Raw genomic sequence first — 24,030 nt, 5'->3', positions numbered from 1 at the left:
CTGTAAATATGTTCGAACAAAACTTGGCCTGGGGTTTTCCCTAGGCAGGACGCTGACTGCATGACCACCACTGCCAAGACCCCCGACCTCGCCCGCGACCTGTCCGAAGGCATCGCCTCGGGCCGCTATGCCGTGGGCACGCTGCTGCCCACCGAATTCGAGCTGTGCGCGCAGTACGGCCTGAGCCGCTATGCGGTGCGCAAGGCGCTGGACGGGCTGCAGGAGCTGGGCCTGATCTCGCGGCGCAAGAACGTGGGCACGCGGGTCGAGGCCCAGCGGCCCCAGGCCGGCTTCACGCAGTCCATCGCCACCGTGGAAGAACTGGCACGCTTCGGCGCCGAGCATGTGCGCACGGTGCAGTCGTTCAACGAGGTGGTCGCGGACCTCGCCCTCGCCAAGGACCTGGGCTGCCCCGGCGGCACGCGCTGGCTGCACATCGCCTGCCTGCGCATGGAGGGCGGCAGCACGCGCAAGGCGCGCCCAATCTGCTGGCTGGACTTGTACATCGACCCGGCGTACGCCGACATAGGCCCCATCGTGCGCGATGCGCCCGAGACCCTGGCCAGCACCCTCATCGAGGAGCGCCACGGCCGGCGCATCGCGCGCATCCGCCAGGACATCGAGGCCGTGCTGGTGCCGCGCGAACATGCCGAAGCCCTGCGCGCCGAGGCCGGCGCACCGGCCCTGAAGATCACGCGCCACTACCTCGATGCGGCCGAGCAGGTGTTCGAAATCTCGGTCTCGCTGCACCCGGCCGACCGCTTCAAGTTCTCGCTGGAACTGACCCGCTCGCGCGAGTGAGCGCTGCTGCTACCGTGCTGACAAACCGCTGTCAGCAGCAGGTCCTCACCATCGGGGCTTCTTCATTCGCACGCAAGGAGCACCCATGAAAAACGCCATCACCTGGTTCGAGATCCCCACCGCCCAGCTGGACCGCGCCCAGGCCTTCTACGAGGCCGTGCTGGGCCAGACCATGCGCCGCGAGGCCATGGGCCCGAGCGAGGGCGCCGTGTTCGCCTACGACCCCGAGACCGATGGCACGGGCGGTGCCCTGCTCATGGGGCCTACCGCGCCCCAACCGGCCCCCGGCGCAGGCACCCTGGTCTACCTGGATGCTTCGCCCTCGCTCGACGCGGCGCTGGACCGCGTGGTCGCGCAGGGTGGCCAGGTGGCCCTGCCGCGCCAGGCGCTGCCGCCGGGCCTGGGCTTCTTCGCGCATATCCATGACCTGGATGGCAACCGCGTCGGCCTGCATGCGCTGGCCTGAACCCGTGCATTCCTCTGCCCAATCGGCCTTGTGGGCCGAGGCCGCACCGACCTCCGCTGCGCCCCGCGGTAACTGGATCGCCGTGGCCTGCGCCGACCATGCGCGACGCGGCTGTGCCGAGCCCGGTGCCGGCTTCATGCAGGTGTGCCATGGCAAGGTGGCACCGCTGCGCCGCATGCAGGCCGGCGACCGCGTCGCCTACTACGCGCCCACGGTCAGCATGGGGGGCAGCGACCGGCTGCAGGCCTTCGTGTCCCTGGGCCTGGTGAAGCCCGGCGACCCCTATGCCTTCGACATGGGCGCTGGATTCGTGCCCTACCGCCGGGGCGTGGACTATGTGCCCGCCCGCGAGGCGCCGATTGCGCCGCTGCTGGACCACTTCGACTTCGTGCAGGACCGGGCGCGCTGGGGCTATGCGTTCCGCTTCGGGCTGGTAGCCATCAGCGAGCACGACATGCGGCTCATTGCCCGTGCCATGGGCGCCGACCCCGGCCGGTTGCAACTGTCGTAACGGCGCGGCTCACGGCGCCGTGGCGCCAGGCACATAGGCATCGATGGGGGCCGGCTCCTTGTCACCCGGCTCCAGCAGAGCGAGCTTGGACCAGGACCAGTACTCGACATCGGCCGCCTTGTAACTGCCATAGGACTGCCCGCCCCACGAAAAGAACGAACCGGTGTGCCCGGTGGAAAGGGTGTGGATGCCCACAGCCAGCGCCCCGTCCTTCATGCGCGCGAGCCGAAAACCCCGGCGGATGCCCGTGCCGCCGTAGTGGTTGGCCGCGTGGGTGTCCCCGGGCTCCAGCTCCAGCATGCCCGACGTGCAGCCCACCTGGCTGCGGCCGTAGGTGGCCAGACTCCATTGCCGGGCGAGCACATTGCGCACGTTGCGCTCCCGGTTCACAAGCCGTGTGCGCAGCACCGTCTGCCCACCGGCCTGTTGCTGCACCCAGATCTGCATCTCCCGCCCATGCACGGGCACCGGCAGGCCGCCGTCCCAGGGCGTGCGGTTGCTGGGAATCTTGCCCCCGGCATATTCACCGGCCACCGGCGGCCAGGCATAGACGCCCTGCAGGGACGGGCAGCCCACCAGCGAACGCTCCCGGGCGCCGAATTCCGCGGGTGGCTCGGGCGTGCCGCGCACCTCGTTGCCGCAAGCGGCCAGCAACAGCAGGCACAGCGCCGCACAAGCTGTGCAGCCTGCCATCCGGTACAGCGCCATCGAATGGAACTCCATGGTCAAAGGGGTTCCATTGTGGAGCCTAAGAATGTGCTCTAAGGATGCGCCGGCCCCGCCCGCACGCGCACCAGCGCCTCGGACACATCGGTCCAGGCCGGCCGGCCCGGGGCGTAGCGCTGGCGCATGTAGCCGGCCAGCTCGGTGATCTGCGCATCGCTGAGCGCGTTGCCGAAGCCGGGCATGAAGCCCAGTTCGCGCGAGGCCGGCTCGTGGATGCCGTTGACGATCACCTGCAGCAGGTTGTCGGGCCGGTCGCTGTGCAGGTTGCTGTTGAGCGCCAAGGGCACATTCGCGCCCAGCAGTTTCGGGCCGTCGCCATCGTGGTGGCAGGCGGCGCAGGCGCCATTGAACAGGCGCTGGGCCTGGCCGGGCTGGGGCGCCAATGCGGCCGCCCGCGCCACGGCCGCCTGGGCCTTTGTCGCAGCGTCGGCGGCGGGTTCCGGTGCCGCATTGAACGAGGCCAGGTAGGTGGCCATGGCACGGATGTCCTCGTCGGGCAGTTGCGCCAGCTCCTGCACCACGGGCGCCATGGGGCCCGAGGCCACGCCGTGCTGCGGGCTGTGGCCCTTGCGCAGGTAGCTGTAGAGCGCGTCGGCAGTCCAGGGCACGGGCGCCTTCGACAGGCCCGTGAGCGCAGGCGCTTCCCAGCCATCGACCTGCGCCCCCGAAAGGAAGGCCGCGCCACCCATCTCGGCGCCCAGCGCATTGCGCGGCGTGTGGCAGGCGCCGCAGTGGCCGGCGCCCTGCACCAGGTAGGCGCCGCGGTTCCATTCGGGCGGGCGGGTGGGGTCGGGCTTCCAGGGCGTGGCGTCGTGGAACAGCGCGTTCCAGCCGGCCATGAGCGGGCGCACGCTGAACGGGAAGGCCAGCTGCGTTTTCGGCACCTCGGCGCGCACCGCTGGCTGGGCCATGAGCCAGGCGTACAGAGCGGTCAGGTCGTCGTCGTCCATCTTCGCGAACGAGGTGTAGGGGAAGGCGGGGTACAGGTGCTTGCCGTCGCGCGAGATGCCCTCGCGCATCGCGCGCTGGAAGGCGCTGAAGGACCACTGGCCGATGCCGGTCTTGGCATCGGGCGTGAGGTTGGTGGTGTAGACGGTGCCGAAGGGCGTGTCCATGGCTCGCCCGCCGGCATTCGGCGTGCCGCCGGGCGCCGTGTGGCAGACCACGCAGTCGCCAGCGGCAGCCACCAGCCGGCCGCGCTCGATGGTGGCCGCGTTGTAGACCGAGGCGCCGCCCGCCGTCTGCGCCACCGGTGCGATGGCCGGGCGCCAGCCCAGCAACGCAGCGCCCATGGCCAGGCCGCCAGCGGCCAGGGCCAGCGCCCGCCCCCAGAGGCTGCGCCTTCTGGGCCAGGTGGCGGTAGGCGGCACGGCGGGTGCAGGCAGCTCCAGTGTGGGCAACACATCGGCCGGCTCCACCGGCGTGCCTGCGGGGGCATCGCCGCCCTGCCCTGACGCTGCGTTCAGCGGGTTGAGCCCGGCGCGCACCACCTCGGGCGTGAACGGCGGCGCACGGAAGCGCACGCCCGTGGCGTCGAAGATGGCGTTGGCAATGGCGGCCGTGCCGGGCACCGAGGACGATTCGCCCGAGCCCAGCGGCGCCTCGTCCTGCCGGGGCATGTGCATGACCTCGATCACCGGCACCTCGCGGAAGCTCAGGATCGGGTAGCTGCCCCATTCGCGCGTGTCCACCGCCTGCGTGACGGGATCGAAGCGCACCTTCTCCTTGAGCGCGCGGCTGGTGGTCTGCACCACGTTGCCATGCACTTGGTGCTCCACGCCCGCGGGGTTGACCATGAGGCCGGTGTCGTGGCCCACGACGACGCGGCGCACATGCACCTCGCCGGTCTTTCGGTTTACGTCCACGTCGGCCACCCAGGCGGCCCAGGCAGCGCCGAAGCCGGGCCACTTGCTGTGGATGTAGCGCGCATAGGCAAAGCCCTGGCCCTGCACCCAGTCGCCTTCGGCACCCTGCAATTCAGCGGGGCCGGGCACACGCGGCCCGGTGTGGGGCTGCCAGCCGGCCTTCTCGGCCGTGGCCTTGACGAGTTCGACCGCGCGCGGGTCGCTCAAGAGCTGCAGGCGGAACTCGACCGGGTCCACGCCCGCCGCCGTGGCCAGCTCGTCCACATAGGATTCGTGGGCGAACGAGTTGGGCAGCGCCGACACCCCGCGCAGCCACGAGGCGCGCACAATGGGTGCCATGTCGTTCACGGCCACGCGCAGGTTGTCGTAGTCGTAGGGCGGGCGCGCGGTGCGGTCGCCCATCTCGTAGGCCTGGGCCAGCGGCTCGATGGTGCGCGTGAGCAGCAGGGCCAGCGTGGGCGCGCCGTTGGACGGGTAGGAGGTCTCGAAATCGTAGGCTGCCACCGAGCCATCGGCATTGAGGCCGCCGCGCACCCGCATGAGCTGGGCCGTGCCCTTGGGCTCCCACAGGTGCTCCTGCTCGCGCGTGAGCTGCACGCGCACGGGCGCGCCCACGGCGCGCGAGAGCAGCGCGGCATCGGCCGCCACGTCGTCGGCACCGTTGCGGCCGTAGCAACCCGCAGCCTCCATGCGCACGAGGTCGATGTCCAAGTCGGCCAGGCCCATGAGGCGCGCCAGGTCGGCGCGCAGCACATGGGGGTTCTGCGTGCCGGCCCACACCGCCATGCGCGCGCGGCCGGACGCCTCGTCCTGGCGCCACTCGGCCACCGCGCACGAGGGGCCGATGGAACCGTGCAGCTGGTACGGCCAGACATAGGTGCGCGGCATGGATTGCTCGGCCGCAGCCAGCGCGGCATCCACATCGCCCTCGTCCACCAGGCGGCGCTGCGTGGAAGGGTTGGCGCGGATGGCCTGGGCCACGGCCTCGGGACTGTCCTGCTGCGGAAAACCCGGCCAGGCCTTCCAGCGCACCGCCAGGCAGCGCATCGCCTCCTCGGCCTGTTCCTCGCGCTCGGCGACGATGCCCACGAAGTCGCGGATCACCACCACCGCGCGGATGCCCGGGATGTGGGCGATGGACGACTGGTCCACCGACTCCAGCGTGTTGCCGATGAAATCGCCATGGTCGGCCCCCGCATAGGGTGGGCGCACCACGCGGCCATGCAGCATGCCGGGCACGCGCATGTCATGCACGAAGACCAGCTCGCCGCTGACCTTGGCCGGTGTGTCCACGCGCGGCACCGATTGGCCCACCACGGTGTAGTCGGCCGTGGGCTTGGTGGGCGTGGCGTCGGCCAGCTCCAGCGCGGTGTGCGTGCCGGCGAGCAGTTCGCCGTAGCCCACCTGGCGCGCCGGGTCGGCCGTTACCAGTACCCGGCCTGCCTGCACCAGCAGCGCATCGGCGCCCACACCCAGGCGCTCTGCGGCCCGGGCCAGCAGCCACAGGCGCGCCTGCGCCGCCGCGATGCGCAGCGGCCTGGCGTGGATCTGGATCGAGGCGCTGGCAATGGTCGCGCCCTGGTTGGGCGCGCGCGTGGTGTCGCCCAGCACCATGTTCACATGCGACAGCGGCACGTCGAGTTCCTCGGCCACGATCTGGGAAAGCGCCGTGCGGATGCCGGTGCCCAGGTCCACGTGGCCGTTGAGCGCGGTCACGCTGCCGTCGTCCCAGACGGCGAGCAGAATCTCCACGCCCTCGGCCGGGTTGCCGGCCACCAGGGCGGGCTGGCCCTTGACCGGCGGCGGCGCGGGCGGCGGATTGCGCACTACCAGCAGTACACCCCCTGCCGCATGGAAGTCGGCGCGCGTCAGCGGGCTGTGCGCGCGCAGCGGTACGGGGGACGCGCTCATGCGGCCACCCCGCGCACCAGCATGGCCGCGCGCTGCACGGCGCGGATGATCTCCACATGCGTGCCGCAGCGGCACAGGTTGCCCGAGAGCTCACGGCGGATGGCCGCCTCGTCGGGGTCGGGATTGCGCTCGAGCAGTGCCACGGCCATCATCACCATGCCGTTGAGGCAGTAGCCGCACTGGGCGGCCTGTTCCTCCACAAAGGCCTGCTGCACCGGGTGCAGGCCGGTTTCGCACGCCGCGCCCTGGCAGCGCGCGGGCAGGCCCTCCAGCGTGGTCACTTCGCGGCCCGCCACCCCGCGCGCGGGGATCACGCAGGCGCGCGCCGCCACCCCGTCCACCAGCACCGTGCAGGCGCCGCATTGGCCCAGTCCGCAGCCGTACTTGGGGCCGTTGAGGGAAAGGTCGTTGCGCAGCACATGCAGCAGCGTGGCGCCCGCACCGGGGGTGCCTGGCGGCAGTTCACAGGGCTGGCCGTTGACGCAAAGGGAGAGAACGGTGGCTGGGGTCTGCATTGATTCCTGTGGGGGGGGTCGGTCAGCGCCTGAGGCTGCCGGTGCGGGTGTACATCTCCAGGTCGACGAAGTTGGACCCGTTGTGGTTGCCCGGGCCGTACTGCACCGGGAAATCGCCGAACTTGGTGGTGCCCATGTCTTCCATGGCCTTGATGAAACCTTCGCGGGTGAGGTTGCGCCCGGCACGCTTGAGGCCTTCGACGAACACGCGCGCGGCGATATAGCCTTCGAGCATGGTGTAGCTGTCGATCTTGGCGCCCGCGTCGGTGCGGTCCTTGCGGTAGTCGGCCACGATGGGCATGCGGCTGGCCTGCGGCGAGGGCACGATGTTGGCCGTGACCAGCCCCTCGATGCCGCCATTGAGGCGCTGGGCCGAGCCCGGCGCATCGGTGATGCCCACCGAGATGGTGTACAGCGGCGACGCGGCGCCTGCGGCGCGGTAATCGCGCAGGAACACCTCGACCATCTTGCCGGCCACGATCATCACCACGGCACCGGGCTGGGCCTTGGTGAGCTGTGCCACCTGGGCCTTGGCGTCGGTGGCGGCGATCTCCATGGGAACCGACTCGACCACCTTGACCTTCAGGCCCTGGGCGATCTGCAGGCAGGTCTCCAGGTTGGACTTGCCGAAGGCGCTGTTCTGGTAGATCACGGCGATGTTGGTGATGCCCAGCGTGGCCAGGTGGCCCACGATCTTGCGCAGCTCGGTCTCGTAGCTGGCACGCACGTGGAACAGGTAGCGGTTGTGCGTGGTGCGGAACGAGGTGGTGCCCACCAGCGGGGCGAACATGGGCACGCCGGCCTTCTCGGCCAGCGGCATGGCGGCGATCAGGTTGCCCGTGGCCACGTAGCCGATCAGGGCGAAGACTTTTTCCTCGTCGATCAGGCGCGCCGTGTTCTCGGCGGTCTTCTTGGGCTCGTAGGCGTCGTCGAGCGACACGAGTTCGATCTTGCGGTCGAACACCCCGCCAGCCTTGTTGATGCGGTCGAAGTAGAGCGCGAAGCCGGCCTTGTAGTCCACGCCGAAATCCTTGGCCGGCCCGGTGAAGACCGCGGATTGCCCGAGCTTGATGGCCTTGTCCGTCACCCCCGTTTCGGCCGCCTCAGCCGTGCCCGCACTGCCCAGGGCCGTGGCCGCCAGGGTCATCAGCACGGCCCGGCGATCAGTGCGCCCTCCCTCCATCTCACGGAACTTCATGAAACGCTCCTTACATCAAACGTGGAAGTGTCCCCTCGTGTGGAGGGGCCTTGCAAGCCCTGGTCGGCCATGTTGCTAAACCGTCATACCAGGGTGCCTACGGATTGCCCCGCAGGCACAAAAGCGCCAGACGCAAGACCCGTGCCGAGGGCGGCCTTCCCGTTGTGGTCAGGCCAGGGCGATGTCCTCCGACTGGATGCGCTTGACGCCCTTGGCCTTCATCTGCTTCCACGCGGCTTCGAGCGATCCGTTGAGGTCGATGGCACGGCAGGCGTCCTCCACCACATAGGTCTCGAAGCCCAGGCGCTTGGCGTCCAGCGCCGTCCAGGCCACGCAGAAGTCCGTGGCCAGGCCGGTCACGAAGACCGTCTTGATGCCGCGCTGCTTGAGGTAGCCGGCCAGGCCGGTGGAGGTCTTGCGGTCGGCCTCTTCGAAGGCCGAGTAGCTGTCCACATGCTCATGGAAGCCCTTGCGCAGGATCACCTGGGCCTGGGGCAGCTTCAGATCCTTGTGCAGGGCCGCATCATCGGTGCCGCGCACGCAGTGGTCGGGCCACAGCACCTGCTGGCCGTAGCTGAGTTGGGTCGTCTCGAAGGGCTTCTTGCCCGCATGCGTGCTGGCGAACGAGGCATGGCCCGGCGTATGCCAGTCCTGCGTGACGACCACGTTCTCGAACGCGGTGGCGATGCGGTTGATGACCGGCACCACCTCGTCGCCCTTGGCCACCGGCAGCGTGCCACCGGGCACGAAGCAGTTCTGCACGTCCACCACGATCAGCGCCGCTCGCTCGCCCGGCTTGATCTTGCCTGCGGCGAAGGCCAGCGGCAGGCCGGCCCCCGCGAGGGTGAAGGCGGCGGCGGATTGGAGGAAGGAACGGCGCTTTGCAGGGATCATCATGGCGGACACTCCGGTTGGGAACGCACTGGCAGATCGGCCCCGGCCCGATAAGGCCCAGGCCGGGGAATCAATCCTTCACACGCTCAGGTAGGACCTGCGCACTTCGTCGTTGGCGGCCAGCTCGGCCATGGACGCCTGGTAGCGGATCTGGCCTTTTTCCAGCACATAGGCGCGATCGGACACGAGCTCGGCGAAATGCATGTTCTGCTCGGACAGCAGGATGCTCACGCCCTGGGCCTTGAGCTCCAGGATCATCTGCGCCATCTGCTCCACGATCACCGGGGCCACGCCTTCGGAGGGCTCGTCCAGCAGCACCAGATAGGGGTTGCCCATGAGCGTGCGGGCCACGGTCAGCATCTGCTGCTCGCCGCCGCTCATGCGGCCGCCGGGGCGCTGGGGCATCTCGCCCAGGTTGGGGAACAGCTTGAACAGGGCCTCGGGCGTCCACAGCGGGGCCGCCGTGCCATCGGGCCAGTGGCGCGCAGGCTGGCGGCCGACTTCCAGGTTCTCCATCACCGTGAGGTCGGTGAACACGCGCCGGTCCTCGGGCACGAAGCCCAGGCCCAGGCGCGCGGCGTCGTGCGGGTCGGTCCTGGACAGGTCCTTGCCCATGAAGCGGATCTGGCCCTTGCGCTTGGCCAGCATGCCCATCAGCGTCTTGAGCGTGGTGGACTTGCCCGCACCGTTGCGCCCCATGAGGGCCACGACCTCGCCGCGGCGCACGTCGAGGTCCACGTCGTACAGGATCTGCGCTGCGCCATACCAGGCCTGCAGGCCATTGGCCTCGAGCAGCACTTCCCTGGGTTCGTTCGTCGTCGTGCTCATCATGCGGTCTCCGCGGGCGCAGCCGCTGTCGTCGTCGTCTTTTTCTCAAAGGTCTTGCCGGTGCCGAAGTACACCTCCTGCACCTTGGGGTGGTCGCGCAGTTCCAGGGGCTTGCCCTCGGCGATCAGGCGGCCGCGCGCCAGCACGATCATGCGGTCGGCGTAGGCGAACACCACGTCCATGCTGTGCTCGGTGAACAGCACGGCCATGCCGCGGTCGATCACCAGTTGCTTGGTCAGCGCCATCAGTTCGTTGCGCTCCTTGGGCGCCATGCCGGCGGTGGGCTCGTCCATGAGCAGCAGCTTGGGCGCATTGGCCATGGCGATGGCCAGCTCCACGCGCTTCACGTCGCCATAGGCCAGCACGCTGCAGGGGCGGTCGGCCTGCGCCTTCATGCCGACCTGCTCGAGCAGGGCCAGGGCCTCGTCGCGCTTGTGGTCCGAGGCCTTGCGGAACATCGAGAACAGGCGGCCGTCGTTGGAGATCAGTGCCATCTGCACGTTCTCCACCACGGTCAGGGAGGAGAAGGTCTCGGCGATCTGGAAGGTGCGGCCCACGCCCAGGCGCCAGATGTCGCGCGGCTTGCGGCCCACGAGCTCCTGGCCGTTGAGCTGGATGGAACCCGCATCGGCCTGGAGCTGGCCGTTGACCATGTTGAAGGTGGTGGACTTGCCCGCGCCGTTGGGGCCGATCAGGGCCAGCAGCTCGCCGGCCGCCAGCTCGAAATGGATGCCGTCGACGGCCTTGACCCCGCCGAAGGACTTGCCCAGGCCGGTGACTTTGAGCAGGCTCATGCTGCCTCCTTCGCTTCGCGCTTGTTATCGAAGAGTTGCTTGATCGCACCGGCGATGCCCTGTGGGAACAGCAGCACAAGGATCAGGATGATGGCGCCCAGCATGGCGCGCCAGTAGTCGGTGTTTCGCGCCACCGTGTCGTGCAGCCAGGTGAAGGTGACGGCGCCCACCACCGGGCCGGCCAGCGTCTGGATGCCGCCCAGCAGCACCATGACCAGACCGTCGACCGACTTGCCCACGTGCAGCGCCTCGGGCGAGATGCTGCCCTTGGAGAAGGCGAACAGCGCACCGCCCAGGCCTGCGAACAGGCCGGCGATGACGAAGGCCGTCCACTGCATGCGCTTGACGTCGATGCCGATGGCGTCGGCCCGCAGCACGGAGTCGCGGCCGGCGCGCAGCGCATAGCCGAAGGGCGAGAACAGCACCCGGCGCAGCGCCAGCACACCGCCCACCACCAGGGCCAGGGTGAGGAAGTAGTAGTTGCGCTTGTCCGACAGCCACTCGGCCGGCCACACGCCCGTGAGGCCGTTGCTGCCGCCCGTGAAGCCGTCCCACTGGTAGCAGATGGCCCAGGTGATCTGCGCGAAGGCCAGCGTCAGCATGGCCAGGTACACGCCCGACAGGCGCACGCAGAACCAGCCGTAGAGCAGCGCACCCGCCGCGGCAGCCAGCGGCGCCAGCACCAGGGCTACTTCCATGGGAATGCCAGCGGAGCGCACCAGCAGCGCGGCCGCATAGGCCCCGAGGCCGAAGTACGCGGCGTGGCCGAAAGAGTGCATTCCGGCCGGGCCCATGATGAAGTGCAGGCTGGCGGCGAACAGCGCAGCGATCAACAGATCGATCATCAGCACCGTGAGGTAGGGCGAGCCCGTCGTCACGAAGGGCAGCACCACCAGTGCAGCCACCAGCACGGCGGCGCCGATCTTGTACCAGGGCGGCGAGGCGCGCAGCGGCGCTTCGGGGATGCCGGTGTTGCGGCTGGCGGCCTGGGCCTTGCCCATCAGGCCCCAGGGGCGCACCACGAGCACGACCGCCATCACGAGGAATTCGACCACCAGGGTGAGCTTGGAGAACGAGACGCTGTAGCCGAAGATCTCGACCACGCCGAGCCAGATGCAGATGGCCTTGATCTCGGCGATCAGAAGCGCCGCCACATACGCGCCCGGAATGGAGCCCATGCCGCCCACCACCACCACCACGAAGGCGGCGCCGATGGTGTTGAGGTCCATCTCCAGCGTGGCCGGTTCGCGCGGCAGTTGCAGCGCGCCGCCCAGGCCGGCCAGCATCGCGCCCAGGGCGAACACGGCCGTGAACAGCCAAGCCTGGTTCACACCCAGGGCGCTGACCATCTCGCGGTCCTGCGTGGCGGCGCGCACCAGCGTGCCCCAGCGGGTGCGGGTGAGCAGCAGCCACAAGAGGCCCAGCACCACCGGGCCGACGACGATCAGGAACAGGTCATACGAAGGGAACTGCCGGCCCAGGATGTTGACCGAGCCCGAGAGTCCCGGCGCCCGCGGGCCGAGCAATTCCTCAGGGCCCCAGATCCAGAGCGCCGCATCCTTGATCACCAGCACCAGGGCAAAGGTGGCGAGCAGCTGGAACAGCTCGGGCGCCTTGTAGATGCGGCGCAGCAGCACCACTTCCACCAGGGCGCCGAGCGCGCCGACGACCACGGCCGAAAGCAGCAGCGCGGGCCAGAAGCCCAGGCCCGTGCCCAGCTTGGCCACCAGCGAGTAGGCGACGTAGATGCCCACCATGAAGAACGAGCCATGCGCGAAATTGACGATGCGTGTGACACCGAAGATCAGCGACAGCCCGGCCCCCACCAGGAACAGCGAGGAAGCCCCCGCCAGCCCATTGAGCAGCTGAACGATAAAACTCGAAAAACTCATTCCAGATCCTTCGGGGTCACGGCAAAGGTTGTCCCTCGGGCATGTCATCTGCCCGTTCTATGCTTGTGGGGTTGCAATATGGCCGCAGCGGCCGGCGGGCGCAAGGGCCCGCCGAAACCGCCGTCAGCCGGGGACCGGCTCATGCGGATCCGCGTTCGACCGTATAACTAGGCGGGAAGCCGCAGACAGTGCTGTAGCACGGCAAGGCGAACCAACGACGTTAGACGGTTGAAGGCGAATCCGTATCAGTCGGCCGGGCGCATCTTCTTGACTTCTTCGTTTGAGGGCTGCACCTTGGCGCCGTCCACGTAGCGGTAGTCGACCATCACGCCCTTGCCGCCTTCGTTCTTGGAGCGGCCGACATAGCCGCCCATGGTGGACTGGTTGTCCTCGGGGCGGTAGGTGATGCGGCCGAACGGCGTAGGCACCTGCAGGCCCTTGAAGGCGACGACCAGCTTCTCGGTGTCCGTGGAGCCGGCCTTCTTGATGCCCTCGCCCAGCGACTTGATGGCGCTGTAGCCGACCACCGAACCCAGGCGCGGGTAGTCGTTGAACTTGGCCTGGTAGGCGGTGTGGAAGGCCTTGTGCTCAGGCGTCTGCAGGCCGTACCAGGGGTAGCCGGTGACGATCCAGCCATTGGGGGCCTCGTCCTTGAGCGGGTCCATGTACTCGGGCTCGCCGGTCAGCAGGCTGACCACTTCGCGGTCCTTGAACAGGCCGCGCGTGTTGCCTTCGCGCACGAACTTGGACAGGTCGGCACCGAACAGCACGTTGAAGATGGCGTCGGGCTTGGCATCGGCCAGGGCCTGCACCACGCTGCCCGAGTCGACCTTGCCCAGCGGCGGCGCCTGCTCGACGACGAACTCCACATCGGGCTGGGCCGCCTTGAGCAGTTGCTTGAAGGTGGCCACGGCCGACTGGCCGTACTCGTAGTTGGGGTAGACCAGCGCCCAGCGCTTCTTTTTCAAAGCCACGGCGTCGGGCACCATCATCGACACCTGCATGTAGGTGGAGGGGCGCAGGCGGTAGGTGTAGCGGTTGCCGTTCTGCCAGACGATCTTGTCGGTCAGAGGCTCGCCGGCCAGGAAGAAGAATTTCTTTTGCTTGGCGAAGTCGGTCAGCGCCAGGCCCACGTGCGACAGGAAGGAGCCGGTGAGCACATCGACCTTCTCGCGCGAGACCAGCTCTTCGGCGGCGCGCACGGCATCGCCGGGGTTGCCGTTGTCGTCGCGGATCACCAGCTGGACCTTCTTGCCCAGCAGGCCGCCTGCGGCGTTGATCTCGTCCACGGCCAGCTCCATGCCCTTCTTGTAGGGCTCCAGGAAGGCGGGCTGGGCCTTGTAGCTGTTGATCTCACCGATCTTGATGACATCCTGGGCCATGGCGGGAGCCAGGGTGGCGGCCAGCGCGGCGGCGGCCGTAACACGCATGAGGGTCTTTAGCATCGTCATGGGAACACTCCTGAAGGATTGGATGGGAGAGGAACAGCGGTGGCAAATAGTATCGGGGAGACTGTAGGTCACGGGTGTGGCGGTGCGCTCAGCGCAGGCCGTCCTTGCCCTGGATTTCTGCGGTGGTGAGGCCGCCGATGCGCGGCAGCGGGCGGCCGCCGGCCGTCACGACCACCGCCACCACGATCTCGTTGGCGCGTGGCGCATCGGCCACACGGGCTTCCATGGCATCGAAATGGCTGCGCACGTAGGCGGCATCCTTGTGGCCCAGGGGCACGTCGATGGCAGCGCCCAGGCCGCCGATCTTCTTGCTCGATGGCACCAGGGCCGCGCCCTTTTCCACCGCCACGCGCAGCGGTGCGCCCAGCTTGGGGTGCAGGATGGCGGCGGCGTGCTCGAGTTCGCCGCCCTCGCCCACGATGGCGGCCTTGCCATAGCTTTCGGCCTGGCCGGGCGCGATGCCCAGGGCCTGCACGCAGCGCTCGCCCAGCAGGCCGCCGAGTTCCTCGCCGATGGCGATCAGTTCATCGAGGTTCTGCTCGAAGCGGCCAGCAAAGGGGTTCTCGATGACGGCCATGGCCAGGGCCTTGCGCACGGGGGGGTTGACCTCCTGGCCCATTTCCACGCGCACTTCGTCGGTCTGGACGATGATTTTCCGGATCTTGGCGGGCATGTGTGTACTCCTTGGTCTCTCGTGTTCGTTATTTGTGGATGGCAGGGGATCAGCGCAGGCCGTTCCACTGGCTGATGTCTTCGGCCTTGAGCCCGCCCACGCGTGCATGGATGCGCGCGCCGGTGGTCATGGCCAGGATGAAGACGATCTCGTCGGCGCGCGGCGCGCCGGGCACCCGCACCTCGATGGCGTCGAAATGGCTGCGCACGTAGCTGGCGTTGATGTGGGTGAGCGGCACATCGAGCGCTGCACCGGGGCCACCCACCTTCTTGGTCGAGGGCACGATGGACAGGGCGTTGCCCGGCTGTCCGGTCTTCTCCTCGGCCTGGCCCTTGGCGTAGGCGTTGCGGTCGCCCTTCCAGCCCAGCAGCTCGCGCATGGCGTAGCCGCCGGGCACGTGCCACAGCGCGCCATGCTCGAGCTCGCCGGCGGCGCCGACGATGGCGCCCTTGCCGTAGGTCGCGATGCGCTCGGCGGGCACGGCCATGGCCGCCAGCAAACGCTGCGCCATATCGAGACCCACGTCCTGCAGCGCATCCATCATGGGCAGAATGTCGGCCTCATAGCGGCCGGCATAGGGGTTGGTCAGCACCGCGCCGATGGCACCGCGCAGCAGCGGTGCACCGGTTTCGGGCCCGAATTCGTGCCGGATTTCCTCAACATGGGTGAAAACGCGTCGGATCTGGATCATGGGATGGCCTGTGCAATTCATTAAGCAAATACTGAACCAACTTCGAAAACGGCGCCGGTTTTCCCAGGCGCGGCGTGCTCCAGCAGGCCGGCGGCCGATGGCGTCGCCATCCATTGCCCCTGGCACGAGAGCAGCGCGCACCACAGATGAGCACCAGCCTGCAATTCTTGCGCTTTTTCCAGGCCGGCCTGCAAGGCCTGGCGCACCAGGGCCGCAGGCAGGTCGGGCACATCGACCGTCACAGGGATGCTGCCCAGGTCGCTGTCGTCCTTGACCTCCCAGGCGGGCCTGCGCACGATGCGTGCGTCCTGCACATTCACCGCATTGGCCACCACCGTGGCGGCGGCATCGGCCTGGGCCGCCGTGGCAGCCAGGATGGTGACACTGTCGGCAATGCCCAGCGAGTGGCTGCGCCCGCGCCAGCCGCTGGTGGCAATGCCGCGCACGGGCATTGTGCTGTCGATGCGGAAGGCACCATCGAGCAACAGGCCTTGCTGTAGTTGCGCCGCATCCAGTGCGGCGATGTCGGCGTACACGCCGACCCGGGCGGTTTCACCCGCTGCCAGGTGCAGCGCAATGTCGCCACCGTTGTTGACCCAGGCGCGCCGTACGCCGTCCACCACATAGCAGGCCAGCAGCTCCTGCGCCACCGAGCCGGCGACGGCGGCCATGGGCGTGATGAAGTCCTGGCGGAACGGCCGGCAGGCCTGCCACATGCGGCGCGCCACGGGGCCCTGCAGCGGGCATTCGCCCTCGCCCACGGGGACCCGCAGGGCGGGCAGCTCGCGCACCAGCTCCTGCAGCAGGCCTTCGAACCGCACCCAGGCACGCGCATGCGCGGCGGCCAACGCGAGCGCGTCGCCCTCGGCCTGCACGATCACGTCCATGGGACCATGCTGCAGGTGCCAGCGGCCCGGCGAGAGCAGTTGTCGGGTGGCTTGCATGGCGCCCTCCTCAGCCCAGCAGCGGTGGGCGGCCCAGCGGCCAGGGGTTGGCCGATGGCAGCGGCAGCCAGGAGGCCGACAACGGCGCACCATCGTTGTGCCAGGCACCGCGTTCGAGCACCTCGCGCAGGCTGCGCACCTCGCTCATGTGGCCGCCCAGCAACTCGTAGTCGCTGCGGCGCATGCTGAATTCGATGGGCGCCACGATAGCCGGCGTGGGCACCGTGCCGAAGCTGTTGTCGGGCATGCGCAGCACGTCGGCCATCACCGTGATGCCGCCACCGGGCCAGACATAGGCCGGGGCGCCGCCGCAGGTCACGTTGACCAGGGCATTCTTGATGGAGCGCGTAAGCAGCACCGGGTTTTCGGTGACGCCCGCACGCAGGCTGCCGCCCGCACCGCCGAGGAACAGCACCGAAGTCAGCGAGGGCTCGCAGTTTTCGCCGATGCGCTCGACGATGCGGCGCACGGCCTCGGGCATCTCGGCCTCCACCGGCACCAGCGACTCGTCGAGCACATACCAGCTGGCGTGCTCGCCGGTGGTCGATGTCATCAGCAGGCGCAGGCCGGGCCAGGCCACGGCTTCGTCCCAGCCCTCGATGATGGAGAGCGGGTCGGCGATGTCGGTGCCGCCCCAGCCCGTGCCGGGGTTGGCCACCTGGAAGTAGCGGCCCGGCGTGGACTTGCGCCCGCGCATCTTGATGCCCGAGGACTTCATGTCCAGGCAGCGGCCGGCCTGGTGCTCGGTGAGCACGCCGGTGATGTGGTCGTCCACCACCACCACCTCGTCCGCCTGGCCGAAGAACTGGCGCGCAAAGATGCCGATGGCCGCCGAGCCACAGCCTACGCGCATGCGCTGCTCGGCCACGCCGTTGACGATGGGCGCCTTGCCCGCCTGGATCACGAGTTGCGAGCCACCGTCGATGGTGAGCTCCACCGCCTGCTTGTTGCCCAGCGCCTGCATCATCTCGTTGGCGATGCGCCCTTCCTTCTTGCTGCCGCCCGTGAGGTGGTGCACGCCGCCCAGCGACAGCATCTGCGAGCCGTACTCGGCCGTGGTGACATGGCCCACCACCTCGCCCTTGCAGCGCACGTTGGCCTGCTCGGGGCCCAGAAAGCGGTCGGTGTCGATCTTCACCTTGAAGCTGCAGTAGCTGAAGATGCCTTCGGTGACCACGGTGACCATGTCCACGCCGTCGGCCTGGGAGCCCACGATGAAGGGCGCGGGCTTGTAGTCGGGGTAGGTAGTGGAAGAGCCCACGCCGGTGACGAAGACCTCCTCGGTCAGCAGCAGGTCGCCATTCCATGTGGGCTGGGCGGCGGGCGCCTCCGAAGTGTCGGCAGCGTCGCCACCAGCTTCGGCCACGCGGCCCGAGAAGGGCACCAGCCGGGCCTCGCCGTCCTCGATGGTCTTGCGCAGCAGCACCACGGGATCGACCCGCACCAGCACGCCGGCCTGGTTGGCATAGCGGTCGCAGGCGCCACTACGGCCTTCGGAAATCTGGCACAGCACAGGGCAGGCATTGCACTCCACCTTGGCCACGTTCATGCGCTCGTTGCGCGGGCGGGCGCGCTCGAGCACCTGGGGCAGCTCGGGTGCATCCATGCCGGGAAGGCCGTCGGTCTTGGTGTGTTCAGTCATCGTGGCAACCATTCCTCGCACCGTTTCCGGTGCTTGTACGTTCAGTGCGTTTTGTGTAGCATTCACTTAACAAAAATGTGGTGTTCACTACATTTGAGGCGAATGTAGCGCAATCATTCGCAGTCCGCAATAGTGTTTGCGCGCCCCCTGAAATGGTGCACAAGGAGCCCCAAAATGACGCACGTAGTCACAGACGCATGCATTCGGTGCAAGTACACCGACTGCGTGGATGTATGCCCGGTCGATTGCTTCAAGGAGGGGCCGGAGTACCTGGTGATCGACCCCGACGAATGCATCGACTGCGCGGTCTGCATCCCCGAATGCCCGGCCAATGCCATCTATGCCGAGGACGACCTGCCCGAAGGCATGGAAGTCTTCCTCGCATTCAACAAAAAGCTGGCTCCGGGCCTGCCCACTATCACCAAAAGAAAACCGCCTTTGCCAGATGCGGAACAATGGAGGGTTGTGAGCCACAAGCTTTCCGGCCTGGACGTCAGTTTCTGACGCCTGCGGCCCCAGCCTTCTAGCCAGCTTTTTCGCCCGATTTCTCAACTTTTAGCCGACGTTACGACCATGAGCGCCTTTCTTGAAGAACGCGTGCTGTCCGTCAACCACCTGACGGATCGCCTTTTCTCGTTCAAAACCACCCGCGACACCGCCTTGCGGTTTTCCAACGGCCACTTCACCATGATCGGCCTGCGCGTGAACGGCAAGCCGCTGCTGCGCGCCTACAGCATCGCCAGCGCCAACTACGAAGAGCATCTGGAGTTCCTGTCGATCAAGGTGCCCGACGGCCCGCTGACCTCGCGCCTGCAGAACATCCAGGTGGGTGATTCCATCGTCGTTGGCAAGAAGCCCACCGGCACCCTGCTGATCGACTACCTGCTGCCCGCCAAGCGCCTGTACATGCTGTCCACCGGCACCGGCCTGGCCCCCTTCCTGAGCCTGATCCGCGACCCCGAGACCTACGAGAAGTTCGAGGAAGTGGTGCTGGTGCACGGCGTGCGCGAGGTCAAGGAACTGGCCTACCGCGACTACATCACCAAGGAACTGCCGGATCACGAGTTCCTGGGCGAGATGGTGAGCAAGCAGCTCAAGTACTACCCCACCGTGACGCGCGAGCCCTTCGAGCACCAGGGCCGCGTGACCACCGTGATCGAAAACGGGCAGCTCGCGCGCGACCTGGGGCTGCCCGCCCTGAACCCGGTGGAAGACCGCGTGATGATCTGCGGCAGCCCCGAGATGCTGCGCGACCTCAAGCACATGATGGAAGAGCGCGGCTTCAAGGAAGGCAACACCACCAAGCCCGGTGATTTCGTGATCGAGCGCGCCTTCGCGGAGCAGTAATATCCCCGGCAGGCCCGGCCCCTGCACCGCAGGGGCTGCCCTGCCACCCAACGGATCATCCATGTCGGCCACACCCACCAAGACCCGGACTGCTTCCACCCGCGCCCCTTCCGCCCGCCGCACCGGCGTGCGCGAGCAGGCGGCGCAGACAACGCGCGACAACATCCTCAAGGCCGCGATCAAGGTGTTCGCGCGCTACGGTTACGAAGGCGGCAGCGTGGAGAAGATCTCCAAGGCGGCCAAGTCCTTCGACCGGATGATCTACTACTACTTCGGCAGCAAGGAAGGCCTGTTCATCGAGGTGCTCGAAGAGATCTACCGGCGCATGAACGACGCAGAGACCGCGCTGGACATCCGCCTCGACACCCCTGTCGAAGCCCTCAAGGCCGTGGTGCGCTTCGTCAGCCAGTACTACCGCAAGCACCCCGAGTTCGTCACGCTGCTCAACACCGAGAACCTGCACAAGGGCAAGCACATCTCCAAATCGATGCGCGCGCGCGAGTATTCCTCGCCGGCCGTGTCCGTCATCGAGCAGGTGTTGGCCGCGGGCGTGGCCAGCAAGGAGTTCCGCGCCGACTTGCGCGCGCGCGACCTGTACCTGCTGATCGCCTCCATGGGCTACTTCTACCAGTCCAACCGCTACACGCTCTCGGCCTTCCTGGGCGAGGACATCGACCAGCCCGAGGCCGTCGCGCACTGGGACGACTTCATGATCGATACCGTGCTTCGCACGGTCAGGCAGAGTACAACCCCCTGAGTCGCTTTGCGCCTTCCCCCTTCTCTTGAATGGCTGCGCCATTCGGGAAGGGGGACACCGCCAGCGCGGCGGTCCTGGCCTGGGCCGTGCCCCATCTACCGTCAGTTAGCCAAGCAATCTGCAGGAGCGCTTCGCGCTTTCCCCCTCTGCGCCGCACATTCGAGGGATGGTTTGGCTTGCCCGGTTAACGCACGCGCACCAACACTTTGCAGGGCTTCTGGCCTTGCACGACGCGCACCTCTTATGTAGTATTCACTACACGAATTGCAGCCTCACGATCGCCGCAGTTTGCCCTTCCATCCCTCCCCCGACTGGAACCCTCCATGGCAGACCTCTCCACCTCCGCAACCTCCGGCAAAGTCGTCATCAAGAACATTGGCCTGCTGCTCTCGGGCGACCTCGAACGCCCCATCCTCGATGCCGACACCATCGTCGTGAACGACGGCCTCATCGTGGCCGTGGGCCGCGAGAAGGACTGCGACACCGAGCACGCGCGCACCACCATCGACGCGCGCGGCACCTGCGTGGCGCCCGGCCTGATCGACAGCCACGTGCACCCCGTGTTCGGCGACTGGACGCCGCGCCAGAACCAGATCGGCTGGATCGATTCGACCATGAACGGCGGCGTGACCACCATGGTCTCGGCCGGCGAGGTGCACCTGCCCGGCCGGCCCAAGGACATCGTGGGCGTGAAGGCCCTGGCCATCACCGCGCAGCGCGCGTTCGACAACTTCCGCCCCGGCGGCGTGAAGGTGATCGCCGGCGCCCCCGTGATCGAGAAGGGCATGGTCGAGCAGGACTTCAAGGACATGGCCGATGCCGGCGTGAAGCTGCTCGGCGAAGTGGGCCTGGGCTCGGTCAAGGCCGGCTACGAGGCCAAGGAGATGGTGGCCTGGGCGCGCAAGCACGGCATCCAGAGCACCATCCACACGGGCGGCCCGTCGATTCCCGGCTCTGGCCTGATCGACAAGGACGTGGTGCTCGAGGCCGATGCCGACGTGATCGGCCACATCAACGGCGGCCACACCTCGCTGCCCTGGAAGCATGTGTGCGAGCTGTGCGAGAAGTCCTCGCGCGCCATCGAGCTGGTACACAACGGCAACGAGAAGATCGCCATCGAAGCCGCGCGCGCCGCCATGGAACTCAAGTGCCCGCACCGCGTGATCCTGGGCACCGACGGCCCCGCGGGCTCGGGCGTGCAGCCCCTGGGCATGCTGCGCATGATCGCGCTGATTTCGAGCTTCGCCAACATCCCGGCCGAGCTGGTGTTCTGCTTTGCCACGGGCAACACGGCGCGCATCCGCGACCTGAACTGCGGGCTGATCGAAGTGGGCCGCGCGGCCGACTTCGTGTTCATGGACCGCGCCCAGCACACGGCCGGCGCGACCCTGCTCGAAAGCGTACAGCTGGGTGACATCCCGGGCATCGGCATGGTGATGATCGACGGCTTGGTTCGCTGCGGCCGCAGCCGCAACACGCCACCGGCGACCGAGATCCCTGTCGTTCTCTGAGCCCCGGCCTGGACGCCTTCAGCACACCTTCCTCATTCCCTGCGCAGGCCCACACGCCTGCGCGAACCTTTTCCTTGTACTGATGGAGTTCCTCCCATGAAAGCAATCGTCGCCATCAAGCGCGTGGTGGACTACAACGTCAAGGTCCGAGTCAAGTCGGACCAAACGGGTGTGGACATCGCCAACGTGAAGATGAGCATGAACCCCTTTGACGAAATCGCCGTCGAAGAGGCCGTGCGCCTGAAAGAAAAAGGCCTGGTCACCGAAGTCATCGCCGTCTCCTGCGGCGTGGCCCAGTGCCAGGAAACCCTGCGCACCGCCATGGCCATCGGCGCCGACCGCGCCATCCTGGTGGAAACCCCCGCCGACCTGGACCTGCAACCCCTGGCCGTGGCCAAGATCTTGAAGGCTTTGGTGGACAAGGAACAACCGGGCCTGGTGATCCTGGGCAAGCAGGCCATCGACGACGACGCCAACCAGACCGGCCAGATGCTGGCGGCCCTCGCCGACCTGCCCCAGGCCACCTTCGCCAGCAAGGTGGACCTCTCCGCCGACAAGGTCAGCGTGACCCGCGAAGTCGACGGTGGCCTGGAAACCCTGTCCCTGACCCTGCCCGCAGTCATCACCACCGACCTGCGCCTGAACGAGCCCCGCTACGTCACCTTGCCCAACATCATGAAGGCCAAGAAAAAGCAGCTCGACACCGTCAAGCCCGAAGACCTGGGGGTGGACGTCGCTCCGCGCCTGAAGACCCTCAAGGTCAGCGAACCGCCCAAGCGCGGTGCCGGCGTCAAGGTGGCCGACGTGGCCGCCCTGGTCGAGAAACTCAAGAACGAAGCGAAGGTGATCTAAATGTCGGTACTCGTTATTGCTGAACACGACAACGCCGCCATCAAGGGCGCAACGCTCAACACCGTGACCGCAGCAGTCGCCTGCGGCGGTGACGTGCATGTGCTGATCGCCGGCCACAACGCCGGTGGCGCTGCGGCTGCTGCCGGCCAGATCGCCGGTGTGGCCAAGGTCATCCATGCCGATGCCCCCGGCCTGGAACACGGCCTGGCCGAGAACGTGGCCGCCCAGGTGCTGGCCATTGCAGGCAACTACAGCCACATCCTGTTCCCCGCCACTGCCAGCGGCAAGAACATCGCCCCCCGCGTGGCGGCCAAGCTGGATGTCGCGCAGATCAGCGACATCACCAAGGTGGTCTCCCCCGACACCTTCGAGCGCCCCATCTACGCCGGCAACGCCATTGCCACCGTGCAGAGCCAGGACGCCACCAAGGTCATCACCGTGCGCACCACGGGCTTTGACCCGGCAGCAGCCACTGGTGGCAGCGCAGCCACCGAAACCGCCACCGCCACGGCGGATGCTGGCAAGAGCAGCTTCGTGGGCAGCGAGATCGCCAAGAGCGACCGCCCAGAACTCACCGCCGCCAAGATCATCGTCTCCGGTGGCCGGGCCTTGGGCAGCAAGGAGAAGTTCGACGAAGTGATGACCCCGCTGGCTGACAAGCTCGGTGCTGCCCTGGGCGCCAGCCGCGCCGCGGTGGATGCCGGGTACGCCCCGAACGACTGGCAAGTGGGCCAGACGGGCAAGATCGTGGCGCCGCAGCTGTATGTGGCGGCCGGGATCTCCGGGGCCATCCAGCATCTGGCGGGCATGAAGGATTCCAAGGTGATCGTGGCGATCAACAAGGACCCGGAGGCGCCGATCTTCAGTGTGGCCGACTATGGGCTGGAGGCGGATCTGTTCACGGCCGTGCCGGAGCTGGTCAAGGCGCTGTAAGGCGGCTGGCGTGCATCAGTAGCCGTTGGCAACACGCACCGCGCCCGCAGGGGCGTTGGTGTACGCACCACCACCACCACCGCCGTTCGGGCGGCTGTCGCGCTCGTGGTCGATGCGGTAGCCCTTGCCCTGCAGCGCCACGGGCGTGCCCACGGCGGGTGGCTGCGCGCGCGTGAAGCGGCGCAGCGAGCCATCGTCCATGCGCACCGCCACCTGGTACACCGTGCGGGTGCGCGAGCGTTGCTCCACCTGGTGGCCCACATAGCCGCCGCCGACGGCGCCCAGCACCGTGGCGGCTGTGCGGCCGCTGCCCTTGCCGATCTGGTTGCCCACCACGGCACCAAGCACACCGCCCGCGACCGCGCCCACGCCGGTGGCGGGTTCGGCCTGCTGGATGGCCTGCACCGATTCGACCCGGCCGCAGGTGCTGCACACCGGCGCGCGCTGCGCCATCTGCGTCGTACCGCCGGCCAGGTTCGCACGCTGGGGCTGGAATGGCTCGTGCATGGGCGCAGGCGCAAGCTGCGCCTGGGCACCGGCCTGGGGTGATACCAGCCCCAGCGGCGACTGGCCGGGCGCGGCACCCTGCAGCGATGGGGCCACCACGGCAGGGCTGGCCGCTGTTGCAGCGGCAGCAGGAACGTCAGCGGGGCGGTGCTGTACTACCAGCGTGGTACCCAGGGCCACCACACAGGCCCCAAGGGACGCGATGGCGACCCACATCCATGTCATGGGCGATGGGGTGGAAGGCACGGCGCGCACATCGGACGGCTGCAGGGTGACAGGGCTGTTCATGGTGTTTCTTTTCTTTCTGCGCGCATGTGCGCC

At 67.9% G+C, this 24,030-nt stretch carries 23 protein-coding genes; 9 read left to right on the top strand and 14 right to left on the bottom strand.

Features of this window, described 5'->3' with window-relative positions:
* Positions 1-60: 60 nt before the first annotated feature.
* The 3 genes from AC07X5_RS02975 to AC07X5_RS02965 all read left to right on the top strand — a co-directional run bounded on the left by AC07X5_RS02975 (position 61) and on the right by AC07X5_RS02965 (position 1,778).
* Positions 61-801, top strand: coding sequence for a GntR family transcriptional regulator (locus tag AC07X5_RS02975; protein WP_494768999.1), 741 nt, complete (start codon positions 61-63; stop codon positions 799-801).
* 85 nt (positions 802-886) lie between these two features.
* The gene (locus tag AC07X5_RS02970; RefSeq protein WP_494768998.1) at positions 887-1,267 is read left to right on the top strand and encodes a VOC family protein; all 381 of its coding nucleotides are present in this window, start codon (positions 887-889) and stop codon (positions 1,265-1,267) included.
* 4 nt (positions 1,268-1,271) lie between these two features.
* Positions 1,272-1,778, top strand: coding sequence for an EVE domain-containing protein (locus AC07X5_RS02965; protein WP_494768997.1), 507 nt, complete (start codon positions 1,272-1,274; stop codon positions 1,776-1,778).
* Positions 1,779-1,787: 9 nt separating this feature from the next.
* On the opposite strand, the gene AC07X5_RS02960 is transcribed toward AC07X5_RS02965, so the two are convergent.
* The 13 genes from AC07X5_RS02960 to AC07X5_RS02900 form a co-directional block, all read right to left on the bottom strand.
* Positions 1,788-2,501, bottom strand: a complete 714-nt coding sequence (locus AC07X5_RS02960; RefSeq protein ID WP_494768996.1) for a hypothetical protein — start codon at positions 2,499-2,501, stop codon at positions 1,788-1,790.
* 38 nt (positions 2,502-2,539) lie between these two features.
* Complete coding sequence (locus tag AC07X5_RS02955; protein ID WP_494768995.1) at positions 2,540-6,280, bottom strand: molybdopterin cofactor-binding domain-containing protein; 3,741 nt, start codon at positions 6,278-6,280, stop codon at positions 2,540-2,542.
* Positions 6,277-6,795, bottom strand: a complete 519-nt coding sequence (locus AC07X5_RS02950) for a (2Fe-2S)-binding protein (protein ID WP_494768994.1) — start codon at positions 6,793-6,795, stop codon at positions 6,277-6,279. Before AC07X5_RS02950 ends, AC07X5_RS02955 begins: the two co-directional genes overlap by 4 nt.
* A 22-nt stretch (positions 6,796-6,817) precedes the next feature.
* Positions 6,818-7,993, bottom strand: coding sequence for an ABC transporter substrate-binding protein (locus AC07X5_RS02945; RefSeq protein WP_494768993.1), 1,176 nt, complete (start codon positions 7,991-7,993; stop codon positions 6,818-6,820).
* 168 nt (positions 7,994-8,161) lie between these two features.
* The gene (pncA, locus tag AC07X5_RS02940; protein WP_494769449.1) at positions 8,162-8,887 is read right to left on the bottom strand and encodes a bifunctional nicotinamidase/pyrazinamidase; all 726 of its coding nucleotides are present in this window, start codon (positions 8,885-8,887) and stop codon (positions 8,162-8,164) included.
* Positions 8,888-8,965: 78 nt separating this feature from the next.
* Complete coding sequence (locus AC07X5_RS02935; RefSeq protein WP_494768992.1) at positions 8,966-9,715, bottom strand: ABC transporter ATP-binding protein; 750 nt, start codon at positions 9,713-9,715, stop codon at positions 8,966-8,968.
* Complete coding sequence (locus AC07X5_RS02930) at positions 9,715-10,509, bottom strand: ABC transporter ATP-binding protein (protein WP_494768991.1); 795 nt, start codon at positions 10,507-10,509, stop codon at positions 9,715-9,717. The genes AC07X5_RS02935 and AC07X5_RS02930 overlap by 1 nt, the downstream gene beginning before the upstream one ends.
* The gene (locus AC07X5_RS02925; protein WP_494768990.1) at positions 10,506-12,401 is read right to left on the bottom strand and encodes an ABC transporter permease; all 1,896 of its coding nucleotides are present in this window, start codon (positions 12,399-12,401) and stop codon (positions 10,506-10,508) included. The genes AC07X5_RS02930 and AC07X5_RS02925 overlap by 4 nt, the downstream gene beginning before the upstream one ends.
* Before the next feature lie 245 nt (positions 12,402-12,646).
* Positions 12,647-13,852: an ABC transporter substrate-binding protein gene (locus AC07X5_RS02920; RefSeq protein ID WP_409964307.1), complete on the bottom strand. Its 1,206-nt coding sequence runs from the start codon at positions 13,850-13,852 to the stop codon at positions 12,647-12,649.
* A gap of 88 nt (positions 13,853-13,940) precedes the next feature.
* Positions 13,941-14,525: an amino acid synthesis family protein gene (locus tag AC07X5_RS02915; RefSeq protein WP_409964308.1), complete on the bottom strand. Its 585-nt coding sequence runs from the start codon at positions 14,523-14,525 to the stop codon at positions 13,941-13,943.
* 49 nt (positions 14,526-14,574) lie between these two features.
* On the bottom strand, positions 14,575-15,216 hold the full coding sequence (locus AC07X5_RS02910; RefSeq protein ID WP_494768989.1) for an amino acid synthesis family protein: 642 nt from the start codon (positions 15,214-15,216) through the stop codon (positions 14,575-14,577).
* A gap of 20 nt (positions 15,217-15,236) precedes the next feature.
* Positions 15,237-16,160: a UPF0280 family protein gene (locus AC07X5_RS02905; protein WP_494768988.1), complete on the bottom strand. Its 924-nt coding sequence runs from the start codon at positions 16,158-16,160 to the stop codon at positions 15,237-15,239.
* Between the two features lie 10 nt (positions 16,161-16,170).
* Positions 16,171-17,802 (bottom strand): 6-hydroxynicotinate reductase, encoded by a 1,632-nt coding sequence (locus tag AC07X5_RS02900; RefSeq protein ID WP_494768987.1) that lies wholly within the window; start codon positions 17,800-17,802, stop codon positions 16,171-16,173.
* 174 nt (positions 17,803-17,976) lie between these two features.
* On the opposite strand from AC07X5_RS02900, the gene fdxA reads away from it, so the two are divergent.
* The 6 genes from fdxA to AC07X5_RS02870 all read left to right on the top strand — a co-directional run bounded on the left by fdxA (position 17,977) and on the right by AC07X5_RS02870 (position 23,202).
* A complete protein-coding gene (fdxA, locus tag AC07X5_RS02895) occupies positions 17,977-18,306 on the top strand; it encodes a ferredoxin FdxA (RefSeq protein ID WP_409964312.1) in 330 nt (109 codons plus the stop codon).
* 69 nt (positions 18,307-18,375) lie between these two features.
* Complete coding sequence (locus AC07X5_RS02890; protein WP_494768986.1) at positions 18,376-19,149, top strand: ferredoxin--NADP reductase; 774 nt, start codon at positions 18,376-18,378, stop codon at positions 19,147-19,149.
* Between the two features lie 61 nt (positions 19,150-19,210).
* Positions 19,211-19,906 carry a TetR/AcrR family transcriptional regulator gene (locus tag AC07X5_RS02885; protein WP_409964314.1) on the top strand — a complete coding sequence of 232 codons (696 nt, stop codon included), beginning with the start codon at positions 19,211-19,213 and terminating at the stop codon, positions 19,904-19,906.
* Positions 19,907-20,229: 323 nt separating this feature from the next.
* A complete protein-coding gene (locus AC07X5_RS02880; protein ID WP_494768985.1) occupies positions 20,230-21,417 on the top strand; it encodes an amidohydrolase family protein in 1,188 nt (395 codons plus the stop codon).
* A 96-nt stretch (positions 21,418-21,513) separates the two neighbouring features.
* Complete coding sequence (locus AC07X5_RS02875; protein WP_494768984.1) at positions 21,514-22,269, top strand: electron transfer flavoprotein subunit beta/FixA family protein; 756 nt, start codon at positions 21,514-21,516, stop codon at positions 22,267-22,269.
* Positions 22,270-23,202, top strand: a complete 933-nt coding sequence (locus AC07X5_RS02870) for an electron transfer flavoprotein subunit alpha/FixB family protein (RefSeq protein ID WP_494768983.1) — start codon at positions 22,270-22,272, stop codon at positions 23,200-23,202. It begins immediately after the preceding gene.
* Between the two features lie 15 nt (positions 23,203-23,217).
* On the opposite strand, the gene AC07X5_RS02865 is transcribed toward AC07X5_RS02870, so the two are convergent.
* Entirely contained in the window at positions 23,218-23,997 is a 780-nt protein-coding gene (locus AC07X5_RS02865; RefSeq protein ID WP_494768982.1) for an outer membrane lipoprotein, read from the bottom strand.
* Between the last annotated feature and the right edge of the window lie 33 nt (positions 23,998-24,030).

Source organism: Acidovorax sp. GW458-11-26-14-TSB4, assembly GCF_059423865.1.
Note: the sequence above shows the minus strand (reverse complement) of the source record. Positions and strands in the feature narration are given on the sequence as shown.